Below are 13,791 nucleotides of genomic sequence, written 5' to 3'. Positions count from 1 at the left end.
CTCTACAAAATATTTTCGTACGTATCGCGGACTTCTTGAGGCCAGACACTGGTCTGAACCTCTCCGATGTGTTTCTTACGAAGAAGGAACATGGCCATCCGAGACTGTCCGATACCCCCACCAATTGTCAGTGGGAAAAGGCCGTTAAGCAAGGCTTTATGCCATTCCAGCTCAAGACGATCTTCGTCCCCTGTAAGAGCCACTTGGCGACGAAGGGTATCCTCATCTACCCGAATCCCCATTGATGAAAGTTCAAAGGCACAACCAAGAGATTCGTTCCAAACGAGAATATCGCCATTCAACCCCTTGTAGCCATTTTCAGACTCTGTTGTCCAGTCATCGTAGTCAGGTGCGCGGCCGTCATGAGGTTTGCCATCAGGCAACTCGCCACCGATACCAATCAAGAAGACTGCACCAAACTCTTTACAGATCGCATTTTCACGCTCTTTCGGTGTTAGGTCTGGATAGCGTTCTACCAACTCTTCTGTATGGATAAAGGTGATTTGTTTTGGCAAGATGGATTCGATATCGTAGCGGGCTTCTACGGCTAGCTCTGTTAGACGAATAGCCTTGTAAATCTTCTCAACGGTTTCTTTGAGATAGGCGATATTGCGTTGACCATTTGGGATAACCTTCTCCCAGTCCCACTGGTCCACATAAACTGAGTGGGTCGCATCAAGCGAATCTTCGTCTGGACGAAGGGCCTTCATGTGAACAAATAGACCCTCACCTTCACCGAAACCAAAACGGGCTAAGGTGTGGCGTTTCCATTTGGCAAGTGAGTGAACGACTTCATAGGTTTCATCTGGAATCTGCAAAACCTTGACGGATACTGGATTTTCGATACCTGACAGGTTGTCCTGCATCCCATCCCCGACCTTGCTCAAGATAGGACCTTGAACTTCAACAACTTCTAACTTATCTTTCAAATACTGGGTAAAAGTGTTTTTGACAAAGGAAATTTCTTCTTGTTGATGAATAAAACTTTTCTTCATAAACAGCTCCTCAAAAATTAGTTAAAAGCATTATACACCTATTTCCAAGAAAAGAAAAGAGTAAATAAGAAAAAGTCAGTGCTCTTTTGAACACTGACTCTGTCATTCATTAATCATTTCGACCAAAGATTCGTAAGATGCTAAGGAAGAGGTTGATAAAGTCTAGATAGATGCTGAGCGCCATTGAGATGACCCATCCTGTCGCTACTTGCCCTCGTGACTGCTCATAAACATAGCGAATCTTTTGGTTGTCCCAAGCAATCAAACCTGAGAAAACCAAGACCATGGCAATACTAATCATGTAGTCAAAGAAACTATTGGCTAGAAAGAGGTTAACGACCATGGCAATAATTAACCCGACAAGCGCAGCCATCAGAGCTCGTCCCATTCCACTCAAATCTTTCTTGGTGAAAATTCCGATTGCCGCCATGACAAAGAAGAGAAGGGCACTGGATACAAAGGCTGATAAGACGGTCCCAGGTGTATAGAGGGCTACGACAAAGCTGAGCGTAAAGCCATTTAAAACAGAATAAACTAAAAATACTGGGAGAGCTGCTGGGCTATTTTTTGTAGCCATGCTACTTGCAACAAAGACTAAACCAAGTTCTGCAAAAGTTGCAATCATCAACCAGAGACGGCCATGCATTAAAAAGTAAGTCAATTGAGCTTGGAAGACTGTCAACATCAAAGCTGACACGAGAGCCGATAGACCAATCCCAAGTCCCACAAAAGCATAAACCTTAGCGTAAAATTGATTAAGACCTGAACGTTCTTGAATAATCGTTTGATTCATTCTGATTCTCCTTTTTCTATAAATATGTCTTGATTATAACAAAGATTTTATAAATTAGCTAAAATAAAACATCAAAATTCCTGCTGCAACTGCTACGTTGAGACTTTCTGCTCGGCCTTTCATGCCAATATGAACCAGCTGATCAGCACTCTCAGCCATGACAGAACTAATCCCCTGCCCTTCATTTCCCATGACTAAAACAAAGTTCTCTAGTGAAGAAAGCTCACGATAATCCTTTGACTCTCTCGATAAGGTCGTTGCCAGAATGGGCAAATTGCTCTTCTTTGCCTCTTCTACAAAGCTGACAAGAGGCATACGATAGATAGGCAAATGAAAATGACTTCCTTGCATGGAACGCAGGGTCTTGAGACTGTATATATCTGCTGACTTGTCTGAAACAATAACCCCTGTAAAACCTGCCGCATCCGCCGTCCGAATCATGGTGCCCACATTACCAGGATCTTGAACATCCTCTAAAAATAGATACTTGCCCTGATGGAGATCAGGCAGTCCCACTTCTTCTTTTTGAATCACTGCAACAATGCCTTGAGGAGTTTGCGTATCTGCCAAATCTAGCAAAATCTCCTCTGAAACCCAAATAGTTTGAGGAAAAGCAACTAGCTGATCTCGGTAACTTTCTAGGGCAAAGACCTTTTCAATCGTCACTCCTGCTTGAACAGCTTCTTCGAATAAGTGCCAGCCTTCAATCAAATAAGCAGACTTTCGATATTTTTTTTGATGTAATTTCTTGGCATTTTTTACCACAGAATTGGCTTTTGAGGTTATAATAGTCATAGAAATATTATAACACAATCAAAGGGGTTTGGTATGCAAAAGGTTAGAATGATTGCCCAAGGCAGGGTGCAGGGTGTTGGTTTTCGTTGGGGTGTTGTTACTTTAGCTCTTGAAATCGGTGGCATCACTGGTCGTGTCTGGAATAACGACGATGGCACAGTGGAAATTCTTGCTCAGGCAGACTCCTCTGCCACTATGGCAAAATTTATCCAAGAAATCCGAAAAGGTCCGACACCTTTTTCAAAAGTTACCTATCTAGATGTACAAATGAGCAACTTTTCATCCTATTCGGACTTCAAAGTCGCAAATTAGGTCTCTAGAACTATTGTATATTTTACAAAAAAACAGTAGAATAGAAAGGTATAATTTTTAAAGAAGGAATGAAAACATTGAAATCTATTAAACGTTTTGCCCTCTCTGCTATGGGAGTGGCTATGCTACTCGTCTTGACAGGCTGTGTCCAAGTAGACAAAGCCACAGGACAACCTACAGGATTGATTTGGAATACCATCGGAGCACCTATGGCTGAAGCTATCAAGTACTTCGCTACTGATAAAGGTCTAGGCTTTGGTGTGGCTATCATCATCGTAACCATCATCGTGCGCTTGATTATCTTGCCACTTGGTATCTACCAATCATGGAAGGCAACGCTTCACTCTGAAAAGATGAATGCCCTCAAACACGTGCTTGAACCACATCAAACACGTCTCAAAGAAGCAACCACTCAAGAAGAAAAACTTGAGGCTCAACAAGCTCTCTTTGCAGCTCAGAAAGAACATGGCATTAGCATGTTCGGTGGTGTAGGATGTTTCCCTATCCTCATTCAAATGCCTTTCTTCTCTGCTATCTACTTTGCAGCCCAATACACTGACGGGGTAGCTAGCTCTACCTTCTTGGGTATCGATCTTGGTTCACCAAGTCTGCTCCTTGTCGCTTTCGCTGGTATCCTCTACTATCTCCAATCACTTCTTTCACTTCATGGAGTAGAAGACGAGATGCAAAGAGATCAACTAAAAAGAATGATTTACGTGAGTCCACTCATGATTGTCGTCTTCTCCCTCTTCGCACCAGCCAGTGTGACGCTTTACTGGGTTGTCGGTGGTTTCATGATGATTCTCCAACAGTTCATCGTTAACTATGTTGTTCGTCCAAAACTCCGCAAAAAAGTTCGTGAAGAATTTGCAAAAAACCCACCAAAAGCAAGTTCATTTTCAACTGGAGGCGGACGCAAAGATGTCACTCCAAACCAAGCAACTGCGATCATGACTAATAAGAAACATAAAAAACGCAATGCTGGTAAACAACATTCTAGAAAATAAGAAAAAGGCTTAGCTGAGAGGCTAAGTCTTTTTGCATCACAAAAGCCCGATGTCTCCATCAGGCTTCTTTTTTATCCATGAACACGTTTCATGTAATCTTGGTAACTTTCTGTATCCATCAATTCCTTGGCATTCTTGACACGGTCTGCTGTTGGAGGTTTGACCCCTTCAAGCGAATAAGGAATCCCAAGTTCACGCCACTTGAATTCTCCCATCGTATGATAAGGTAGGATTTCAAACTTGTCAACATTTTTGAGGGTCTTGACAAACTTACCAAGTTCGATCAAATCCTCATCTCTATCTGTCAATCCTGGAACCAGCACGTGGCGAATCCAAACAGGCTTCCCGATATCTGATAGGTACTGGGCACAGGCCAAGATGTTTTTATTGGTTTGGCTTGTGACAATCTTGTGCTGTTCTTCGTTGATTTCCTTGATATCCAGAAGAACCAAGTCTGTTACCGCCATGAGTTTATTAAACTTTTCGAGATAACGTGGTTTATTACGGAACGGAAGGGCACAGGTATCCAAGGTACAGTGGATTCCTTTTTCCTTGGCCTTGGTAAAGAGGGCAATTAGGAAATCAATCTGTAAGAGGGCTTCTCCACCACTGACAGTGATTCCTCCCTTGTCTCCCCAGAAACCACGGTAGCGAAGGGCTTCTGTCAAGACATCGTCTACTGTCCGTTCGCGTGATTTATTGGTCTCCATAGCCCATGTGTCTGGGTTATGGCAGTACTGGCAACGCATGTGACAGCCCTGCAAAAAGACAATAAACCGAATCCCAGGGCCATCTACCGCCCCAAAACTCTCTGTCGAATGCACCATTCCTGTCACTTGTCCATAGTCAATTGTTTCTTCAGACATATCGTCACCTTCCTTGAAACCGTTTTATAGTTTTATTATATCACGAGTGAGATGAAAAACAAGGTTTTTTGTCTATTTTTTAGAAAGCAATCTGTTTTTCACTTTCATTTTCATTCCCTTTTAGTGATCTGGTTCAAAATCAAAACCATATAAGGTTGCGAAATAGTCCTCAGGGCGCTCTGCACGGCGGATTTGGCGGGCTTTTCCTTCTTCGGTATAGAGAATTTCTGCCGAGCGTAGTTTGGCATTGTACTGGTAACCCATAGAGAATCCATGTGCACCTGTATCATGAATCACCAGCAAATCGCCGATTTCTGTATGAGGTAGTTCGCGATTCACTGCAAATTTATCATTGTTTTCACAGAGTGAACCGACCACGTCTACCACCTCAACTGGTCCGTCTGGTTGCGTCAGATTGCTGATATGATGATAGGCACCGTACATGGCTGGTCGCATGAGGTTGACTGCTGATGCATCCACACCTAGATAGGTACGATAGGTTTTCTTTTTATGGGTGACTTTTGTGACGAGAACTCCGTGGGGTGCCAGCATAAAACGTCCCAATTCGGTGAAAATCTTGACCTGACCAAGTCCTGCTGGCGTAAGAACTTCCTCATAAACCTTACGCACCCCTTCACCAATCACAGCGATGTCATTTGGCTTCTGGTCTGGGCGATAGTTGACACCGATTCCGCCAGATAGATTAATAAAGTCCAGTGAAATACCCAACTTTTCCTTGATTTCAACAGCCAATTCAAAAAGCTGACGAGCCAACTCTGGGTAGTAGAGATGGGTGACAGTATTGGATGCTAGGAAAGAGTGAATCCCAAAAGTCTTGGCTCCTTTTTCCTTCAAAATCGCAAAGGCTTCAAAAAGCTGGTCCTTGGTCATGCCAAACTTGGCTTCTCCAGGATTGTCCATGATATCTGTTCCTAGCTCAAAAACGCCTCCAGGATTGTAACGACAAGAGATGATTTCTGGAATACCTGCTGCACGCTCCAGATGTTCAATATCTTCAAAGGCATCCAAGTTAATAGTTGCACCCAATTCACGCGCATAAGCGTACTCTTGGTCTGGCGTATTGTTTGATGAGAACATGATCTCAGAACCGGGGAAATCCAGTTTATGGCTCATCAAAAGTTCCACATAACTAGAACAGTCCACACCACAACCTTCCTCTTGGAGGATTTTCAAGATGGCTGGGGTTGGAGTGGCCTTGACGGCAAAATATTCTTTGAATCCCTTATTCCAAGAAAAGGCCTGGTTGACTGCTCTTGCTTTTTCACGAATCCCCTTCTCATCATACAAGTGAAAGGGAGTCGGGAACTCTGCAACAATTGTTTCTAAATCTTCACGGCTGATAAATGGTGTTTTCATAAGCATCCTTCTATTCTGTTTGCAAAGAAAGGCTGGGACAATCGTTCCAACCTTTAGTTCTATCTCTTATTTGTCTTCGTCAAAGATATTTCCAATCTCAACATCGATGGATTGGTTCTTAACATCAATATTGGTTACTTTCAAGAGTGACTTGTAATCAAACTGCTTTTCACGTTCTTCTTGGGCATTGTCTGCAAAGACTGCGACACCAGCTAGTTCAGAATCAAACTCACGCAAGAGACTAATCATCCCGTTGACAGTTCCGCCGCCTTTCAAGAAGTCATCCACAATCAAGACACGACTGCCTGCCTTGAGACTGCGTTTTGAAAGGAACATTTTCTCAATGCGGTCACCGCTGGAACCTGAAACATAGTTGACGCTGACCGTTGAACCTTCGGTAATTTTCAAGTCACGGCGCACAATGACAAATGGAACGTTGAGGACATTGGCAACTGCATTTGCGAGTGGCACACCTTTTGTTGCTACTGTCATAACGGCATCGATTTTTTGGTCCATAAAGCTCTTGGCAATGATGCGCCCAATATTTTTCAAAATGGCAGGTGTACTGAGCAAATCAGATAGGTAGATGTAGCCACCTGGCAAGATACGGTCGCTTTCTGAAAGTTTGTCACGCAAGTCGGCGATCATTTCTTTGGCTTCATGACTCGAGATTGATGGTGTAAAGATAACGCCACCACCTGCTCCAGTCACAGTCTGAATATGGCCGATTTCGATTTCCTCAAAGGCACGCTTGATAATCACGATGTCCTCTGAAATCGATGATTTAGCAGATTCGTACTTTTCTGCAAAGGTATTGAGACTGGTTAGTTTGTATGGATTATTAATCAAATAGTTGGAAATGACAACCATCCGATCACTTCTTCTTAATTTCATTTTTATTTACCATTCCATTTAATTTTGATATTTTATCCATTATACCACATTCACATAAAAAAACGAACATTATTGCGTAAAAAATGCTCGTTTTTCTTAAATCATTAATCTAAATCTGGTTTATAGAAGGAACGATTGTCCATAGCGAAGATTTTATTGGTCATTTCTCCTTTATCCACCAAAGCAAGAGCTGTTGTCATCATCATCATGCTGGCATCGAGATTATCGATCATATGAATAATCTCTGCCTCCATAATGCGCGGACGGACTGGACTTCCATACTCCAGTAAGCCATGGTGACTGAGGATGACATGGCGCAGTAGCACCACTTCTTCTCTAGTATCATCGATGCCTAGTTCCATGACAGTCTTGGTAATTTCGCTATCGATGAGGGCGATATGTCCAAGGAGATTGCCTCGTACTGTATACTCCGTCTGGTCTGGTCCCGTCAACTCAATAACCTTGGCCAAGTCGTGCAACATAATCCCAGCATAGAGGAGGCTCTTGTTGAGCTGAGGATAGATCTCACTAATGGCATCTGCCAAGCGCACCATGGTTGCTGTATGATAGGCCAAACCCGTTTCAAAGGCATGGTGGTTGGTCTTGGCAGCTGGATAGGAGTAGAATTCCTTATCATACTTGGTGTAGAGACTACGAACGATACGCTGCCAGACAGGATTTTCAATCTTGAAAATCATTTGCGACATGTAGTCACGGATTTCCTTGACATCAACTGGAGATTTAACCTTGAAGTCAGCTGGATCGTTGGGTTCCCCAGGTTGAGGTAAACGAAGCGTGATTTGATTGACTTGAGGAGTGTTATTGTAAACTTCTCGACGCCCCTGCATGTGGACGACTTTCCCAGCGGTAAAGGTCTCAACGTTATGAGGTTGGGCATCCCAGAGTTTCCCTTCAATCTCGCCACTATCGTCTTGGAAGGTAAAGGCTAGGTAATTTTTCCCAGCACGCGTCTGTCTTAGGTCAGCTGACTTAATCAGGTAAAAACCTTCAAACAGCTCATCTTTTTTCATGTGACTAATCTTCATATTCTTCCTCATCTTCTTGGAAATGGAGTAGATCAAGCGCAGGCTCACCTTCTGATAATTCAATGTGACGGAGCGTCCGCTCGATAGCTGTGGTACGACGGTTTAATAATTCATCAATATTGCCAGAGGCATGTTGGAGATGCTTTTGTGCTTTGACCAGAATGCCACCAAACTTGCCAAACTCGGTCTTGACGCTGGCAAGAGTCTTGCTGATATGGTCGGCACTCTTTTGGATATTGAGAGTCTTGAAGCCAACTGATAGAGAGTTAAGCAGGGCTGATAGGGTACTTGGACCAGCAACAATAATCTGCTCCTCCCGTCTCAAATCATCAAAGAAGACCGGATTGCGGACGATCTCTGAGTAAAGTCCTTCTGTCGGAACAAACAAGACTCCAAAATTGGTCGTCCGAGGTGGCGCTATGTACTTGCTCTTGATATCCTTGGCAAAGCGCTTGACGCTTGCTAAAAGTGACTTACGACAGCGTTCGATTTCGTCCTTATCGCCTGCTTCATAGGCTTCTTCTAGGCGGTAGTAATCCGCCAGTGGAAACTTGGAGTCAATCGGCAAATAGACATATTCCTGGTCGCCTTGGCCAGGTAACTTGATGGCGTATTCTACTCGCTCGCTAGAGTTTTCAACCGTTGCAAATTCTCGTTCGTACTGGGCAGGAGTCATGATGTCTTCGATGATTTGCCCCAGTTGCAATTCACCCAGAATCCCTCGCGTCTTGGTCCCAGAGAGAACCTTGTTAAGAGCACCAACATCGCGGGCAACTGTCTGCATCTCTCCAAGACCACGATTGACAGACTCCAGTTGTTTGGAAACTGTCTCGAAGGAAGCCTGCAAGCGCGTCTGCAAGGTCTTTTCTAGCTTTTCCTCGACCGTCTGGCGCATTTGTTCTAAACGTTGCTCATTTGATTCTTGCAGGGCTTGGAGACGTTGGTCAGTCTTATCTCTAGTTTGCAACAGATTATCTGTCATTTCTTGACGGACTTGCGTCAGGCCTTGGTGCAACTCCATTCGCACTTCTTGCAAACGGTCGCTGACAGCCACTTCCAAGTCTTTTTGATCCAGCTGGCTGGCTTGTCTGGCTTGTTCAAAGCGGTAATCCAGTTGATCTGAAAGATTGTCTGCCTGATCCTCCAAGCTCTTGGCTAGGTACTTGTCTTGCTTATCTTGCCTTTGCCAAATGAGAAAGAGTCCAGCTAGGTTGGCAATTAATAATAGTAGTAATACAGTCTCCATCCTACCTCCTGTCCTTGCTATGCAAGACAACCACATAGCCATCAGGGCAAGTCACCGAAACTTCCCTATCTATATATTCGTTAGAAGCGTATACTTTTTTAAAGAAAAAATTCTCCTCTGTCAATTCGTACTTGGCACCAAGAATAGTCAGCTGGCTATCCCGAACTGGCATAAAGGCTAGATAGTCATAGTCCGATCGGGGTTCTAGCTGACTGGTTCCTTCTGGACAATAGGCAATCACATTTTGCCCATCCTCAATCGCTATCTGGCGCATATAGGGTGCCAACTTGGGATTGCTAGGCAGAAAGACATTGGCCAGCATGTGGTCGATCCGACCACCAAGAGCACCGAAAATAGTCACCTGAGCCTGGGGATTTTGCTCAAAGATGGTTAAAAGAGCCAATTCCAGATCCGTATCATCCTTTTCTGGCTGGGCTTGGACAAAATGTTGGGCACATTTTTGAATCAACTGACGTTCGTCTGCAGTCACGGAATCAAAATCCCCAACTGCTAGAGTGAGAGGCAGATCTTCTTCCAAGACCCAGAGCGAACCGCGATCCACACCGACAAAACAATCAAAATCCGTCCGATAATGACCGCGATCTCCGCCGGCAAAAACGGCAACCCTAGTCCAATTGTTTTCTAAGAGTTTGCACTCGTTCATTGACATCTCCCTTAAAGACATAAGACCCTGCTACAAAAACGGTAGCACCAGCTTCTTTGGCTTGAGCAATGGTCTGGTCATCAATACCGCCATCGACTTCAATTTCAAAGTTCAAACTTTTTTCCTCACGAAGGGTAACCAACTCACGAACCTTATCCATGGTTTCAGGCAGAAAAGCTTGTCCGCCAAATCCAGGGTTAACTGTCATGACTAATACTTGGTCAACTAAGTGTAGCACATGCTTAATCGCCTCCACAGGTGTCCCAGGATTGATAACCACAGAAGGTTTAACACCGAGAGAGCGAATTTTTTGGAGGGCGCCATGGATATGAGGCGTTGCTTCCACATGGATACTGATGATATCCGCTCCCGCACGCGCAAAGTCTTCTAGATGATGTTCAGGATTTGCTACCATCAAGTGGCAGTCAAAGACCATCTTGCTATGAGGGCGAAGAGCTTCAACCACACCTGCACCAAAACTGATTTGCGGTACAAAGTGACCATCCATGATATCGATATGGGCATATTCTGCACCAGTTGCTTCTAGGCGTTTGATTTCACATTCAAAGTTGGCATAATCTGCTGCCAGAATTGACGGAGCAATCTTGTATTGAGACATAGGTTTCTCCTTATTTTGGAATTTTTTTGCTGACTTTTTTGTAGGTTTCTCTGCGATTTTCAATTTCACTGAGAAATTGCAGGTAGTTGTCAAAACGGAAGGTTGCAATGATACCCTCTTCGACAGCCGGCTTGACCGCACAGGACGGCTCATGGGTATGGGTACAGCTACGGAACTTGCAATCTCGACTGATACTAGCAATCTCTGGAAAGGCCTGATTGAGGTCTTCAGCCGTTGACACTTCATAATCCAGTGATGAAAAGCCTGGTGTGTCCGCGATTTTACCCCCATTGAGGTTGTAAAAACTAACAGCTCGAGTGGTATGACGACCGCGACCCAGACTGTCTGAGATCTCTCCTGTTTCAAGATTGAGATCTGGTGCGATTTTATTGAGGAGGGTTGATTTTCCAACACCTGTCTGCCCCATAAAGACCGTCACTTTTCCTGTCAACAAAGGCAAAAGTTCTTCTTTACTAGTCACAAAGTCGTAACCAATGGCACGATAGGTTTGTTGGTAAAAACTTAATTCTTCCCTATCTTCCAGCAAGTCCATTTTAGAAATATAAACAATAGGATGAATGCCCTTGTGTTCCAAAAGAACCAAGAAACGATCCAACAAGTTGCTGTTGAAGTCCGGTTCCTTGACGGACATGATCACCACAGCTTGGTCAATATTGACAATGGGCGGACGGACCAGACTGTTTCTCCGTTCGTGAATCTTGAGGATATAACCTTCGGAATTTTCCTCGGCAGAAAAATCTACCCAATCCCCAACGTAGGGTGTATGACCTTTTTTGCGGAAATTCCCACGCGCACGTGTCTGATAGACTTGGCCATCACTCTCTACATAATAGAATCCTGCCAAGGCTTTAATAATTTGTCCCTGCATCTTAGAGTCCTTGTCCTTTAAGCGCATCTGAAAGGCTAGCAAATTCTTCCAAGCTAAGTGCTTCCCCACGCACAGATGGTAACAAGCCTGCTTGGTCCAAAGCCTTGGTCAGCTTATCCTTGACTTCATCAGTTTTCCCAAAGTAGCCTGTTAAGTTGTTCCATAAGGTCTTACGACGATGGGTGAAACTAGCCTTGGAAACCTTAAAGAAGAAGTTCTCATCTTTCACTGCTACAGCTGGTTCTGGACGACGTACCATTTTCAGGATAGCCGAGTCAACATTCGGCGCTGGCACAAAGACCGTACGAGGCACGATAAAGGCAACCTTGGCTGTCATGTAATACTGGACAGCAATCGACAAACTACCGTAAGCCTTGGTATTGGGTTGGGCTGAGATACGGTCCGCGACTTCTTTCTGCATCATGACGACAAACTCACTAAAGGGAATGCCACTCTCGATCAAGTGCATGAGAATAGGAGTCGTAATGTAGTAAGGCAAGTTGGCTACTACCTTGATTGGTAGGTCTGGATTTTTGAAACTCTGGATATGCTGCGCCAAATCAACTTTGAGAATGTCCTCGTTGACTACTGTCACATTGTCAAAATCACGCAGGGTATCTGCCAAAATCGGTACCAAACGGTGGTCGATCTCAAAGGCCATAACTTGAGCTGCACGCTCAGCCAGAAACTCCGTCAAGGCACCAATTCCTGGACCGATTTCAATGACATTAACCTGATCATCAATTTCAGCCGTATCCACGATTTTTTGAAGGATATTGGTATCCGTCAGAAAATTTTGCCCGAAGGACTTTTTAAAGGTAAAACCGTGACGCTCCAGCACTGCCTTAGTCACGCTATAATCTGCAATTCTCATTTATTCTCTTTTCTAATATAGTATGCTTCCGGGGTATAATGATAGAGCAAAACAAATAAGGGAGTCTCAGTAATTCCTTCCAGCATTTCTTTTAAGACCGCATCTGGATGGATAATATCTCGTGTTTTGGTGAAATAAACACCTTGTTCCCCATTTCGATTACGGAGTTCCCAGGCCACATTATTTCCTTGAACAGACGGCAAATAACGTTCCTTTTCTAGAAAGTCAAAAAATTCTTTCACCGTCATATCTTCAGAAATCTCAAATTCTGTCTCATGGGGCAATACATCATCCCCAATACACACAGAATCTCTGTCAACTCGGATTCTCATTTCGTTCTGTCCTTATAAGTTTCTATTTTAACGCTATCAAAATAAATCTAAGTACCTCTATTGTAACACATTCCCCTGGTATTTTGGGAGTGCTTAGCTATTATCATAACTTTCCATCACTTCTTCCACTTCGGCCAAGGTCACTCCAAACAGAGTTAAATATCTGAATTTCTTTCCACTATTGAAGCAGTCCATGAAATTTATTTTTCTCATCCTTTATGGATTGTCTCTTGAGAAAGTCAGGTGCTCAAGCAAAGAATAGAGTTTTGCTTGCTCCTCTTCTTCGTAAGCAGGTGCATTTGCTTTTACTTCCTTGCATTTCTCGTCATACAAAAATCCTTCATAGCGATCTTCTGTAGATAAAGCTGTATAAACTTTGGCCATTTCTTCAGGACTAATCGAAAGTTTTGACTTAATTTTATACAGATTTTTCATAAAAGCGCTGAGGTGATTGTAGCGACGCATATCTACTTTGACATTGGTCACACGGATTGCCTGAACCTTGATACCTTCCCAATGTTCTCGCATATAAAGTGACAACATCAACAAGGCCAGTTTATTTTGATAATAGGTCTTAGCAGGACTGTAATGTTTTTGACCAGATAAATTTTCAAAATCAAGTTTCATGAAAGGATAGAGTATCAGCCCTTGAGAAGAAATATTAATAATCCGACCACTCTCAGACTTTTCTAACAAACCTTTCAACAAGATAGAAAGCAAGAAAGGGGCGGCAACATTGGTCGCAAATTGCTTTTCTAAACCATCCTTAGTCAGGATGGGCTTTTTAACTGACAAATCAAAGTCAGCTGCATTGTTAATTAGAACGTCTAGAAAGTCTTCTTTTTGAATATACTGTTCCGCTGCTTCCCTGACACTCTTCATATCAGATAAATCAACCAAGATATAATCTACATGCGGATTTCCTGTTTGTTGGCGGATTTTCTCACAGGCTTGCTCAGCCGCTTCTTTCCGTCTACAAAACAGAGTCACTGACCACCCATTTTCAGCTAATTGTTTTGCAGCCTGATAGCCAATACCACTATTGCCACCCGTAATAATCACTTTTTTCATTTCTGACTCCG

At 43.5% G+C, this 13,791-nt stretch carries 16 protein-coding genes; 2 read left to right on the top strand and 14 right to left on the bottom strand.

What is annotated here, in order from left to right; genetic code table 11:
- Positions 1-2: 2 nt before the first annotated feature.
- The 3 genes from asnA to O3622_RS02310 form a co-directional block, all read right to left on the bottom strand.
- The gene (gene asnA / locus O3622_RS02320; RefSeq protein ID WP_216732615.1) at positions 3-995 is read right to left on the bottom strand and encodes an aspartate--ammonia ligase; all 993 of its coding nucleotides are present in this window, start codon (positions 993-995) and stop codon (positions 3-5) included.
- Positions 996-1,104: 109 nt separating this feature from the next.
- Complete coding sequence (locus O3622_RS02315; protein WP_001076860.1) at positions 1,105-1,788, bottom strand: Bax inhibitor-1/YccA family protein; 684 nt, start codon at positions 1,786-1,788, stop codon at positions 1,105-1,107.
- A gap of 54 nt (positions 1,789-1,842) precedes the next feature.
- The gene (locus O3622_RS02310; RefSeq protein ID WP_008289068.1) at positions 1,843-2,583 is read right to left on the bottom strand and encodes an RNA methyltransferase; all 741 of its coding nucleotides are present in this window, start codon (positions 2,581-2,583) and stop codon (positions 1,843-1,845) included.
- A 33-nt stretch (positions 2,584-2,616) separates the two neighbouring features.
- Between O3622_RS02310 and O3622_RS02305 the strand changes: the two genes are divergently transcribed.
- The gene (locus tag O3622_RS02305; RefSeq protein WP_001174609.1) at positions 2,617-2,895 is read left to right on the top strand and encodes an acylphosphatase; all 279 of its coding nucleotides are present in this window, start codon (positions 2,617-2,619) and stop codon (positions 2,893-2,895) included.
- 77 nt (positions 2,896-2,972) lie between these two features.
- Positions 2,973-3,902 carry a membrane protein insertase YidC gene (gene yidC, locus O3622_RS02300; RefSeq protein ID WP_049479479.1) on the top strand — a complete coding sequence of 310 codons (930 nt, stop codon included), beginning with the start codon at positions 2,973-2,975 and terminating at the stop codon, positions 3,900-3,902.
- Between the two features lie 71 nt (positions 3,903-3,973).
- Here yidC and pflA read toward each other — a convergent pair whose 3' ends face one another.
- From pflA to O3622_RS02245, 11 genes are all read right to left on the bottom strand, one after another.
- Positions 3,974-4,768, bottom strand: coding sequence for a pyruvate formate-lyase-activating protein (gene pflA / locus O3622_RS02295; RefSeq protein ID WP_001288281.1), 795 nt, complete (start codon positions 4,766-4,768; stop codon positions 3,974-3,976).
- A gap of 120 nt (positions 4,769-4,888) precedes the next feature.
- Positions 4,889-6,145: a diaminopimelate decarboxylase gene (locus O3622_RS02290; protein ID WP_371606960.1), complete on the bottom strand. Its 1,257-nt coding sequence runs from the start codon at positions 6,143-6,145 to the stop codon at positions 4,889-4,891.
- A 66-nt stretch (positions 6,146-6,211) separates the two neighbouring features.
- Positions 6,212-7,039 carry a pur operon repressor gene (gene purR / locus O3622_RS02285; RefSeq protein ID WP_002874197.1) on the bottom strand — a complete coding sequence of 276 codons (828 nt, stop codon included), beginning with the start codon at positions 7,037-7,039 and terminating at the stop codon, positions 6,212-6,214.
- 104 nt (positions 7,040-7,143) lie between these two features.
- Positions 7,144-8,085: a 3'-5' exoribonuclease YhaM family protein gene (locus tag O3622_RS02280; RefSeq protein WP_084877567.1), complete on the bottom strand. Its 942-nt coding sequence runs from the start codon at positions 8,083-8,085 to the stop codon at positions 7,144-7,146.
- Complete coding sequence (gene rmuC / locus O3622_RS02275; RefSeq protein WP_162285015.1) at positions 8,075-9,331, bottom strand: DNA recombination protein RmuC; 1,257 nt, start codon at positions 9,329-9,331, stop codon at positions 8,075-8,077. The genes O3622_RS02280 and rmuC overlap by 11 nt, the downstream gene beginning before the upstream one ends.
- A 1-nt stretch (position 9,332) precedes the next feature.
- Positions 9,333-9,995 carry a thiamine diphosphokinase gene (locus O3622_RS02270; RefSeq protein WP_084880050.1) on the bottom strand — a complete coding sequence of 221 codons (663 nt, stop codon included), beginning with the start codon at positions 9,993-9,995 and terminating at the stop codon, positions 9,333-9,335.
- Entirely contained in the window at positions 9,958-10,614 is a 657-nt protein-coding gene (gene rpe, locus O3622_RS02265; protein ID WP_084880049.1) for a ribulose-phosphate 3-epimerase, read from the bottom strand. Before rpe ends, O3622_RS02270 begins: the two co-directional genes overlap by 38 nt.
- A 10-nt stretch (positions 10,615-10,624) precedes the next feature.
- Positions 10,625-11,503, bottom strand: coding sequence for a ribosome small subunit-dependent GTPase A (gene rsgA, locus O3622_RS02260; RefSeq protein ID WP_084880047.1), 879 nt, complete (start codon positions 11,501-11,503; stop codon positions 10,625-10,627).
- Position 11,504: 1 nt separating this feature from the next.
- Entirely contained in the window at positions 11,505-12,377 is an 873-nt protein-coding gene (rsmA, locus tag O3622_RS02255; protein ID WP_371606959.1) for a 16S rRNA (adenine(1518)-N(6)/adenine(1519)-N(6))-dimethyltransferase RsmA, read from the bottom strand.
- Positions 12,374-12,709: a hypothetical protein gene (locus O3622_RS02250; protein WP_371606958.1), complete on the bottom strand. Its 336-nt coding sequence runs from the start codon at positions 12,707-12,709 to the stop codon at positions 12,374-12,376. The genes rsmA and O3622_RS02250 overlap by 4 nt, the downstream gene beginning before the upstream one ends.
- A 216-nt stretch (positions 12,710-12,925) precedes the next feature.
- Complete coding sequence (locus O3622_RS02245) at positions 12,926-13,780, bottom strand: SDR family NAD(P)-dependent oxidoreductase (RefSeq protein WP_371606957.1); 855 nt, start codon at positions 13,778-13,780, stop codon at positions 12,926-12,928.
- Between the last annotated feature and the right edge of the window lie 11 nt (positions 13,781-13,791).

The sequence above is a fragment of the Streptococcus sp. 27098_8_51 genome (genome assembly GCF_041432205.1).
Taxonomy (GTDB): Bacteria; Bacillota; Bacilli; order Lactobacillales; family Streptococcaceae; genus Streptococcus.
The sequence above is the reverse complement of the archived record's forward strand: the minus strand, read 5'-3'. Positions and strand labels throughout refer to the sequence as shown.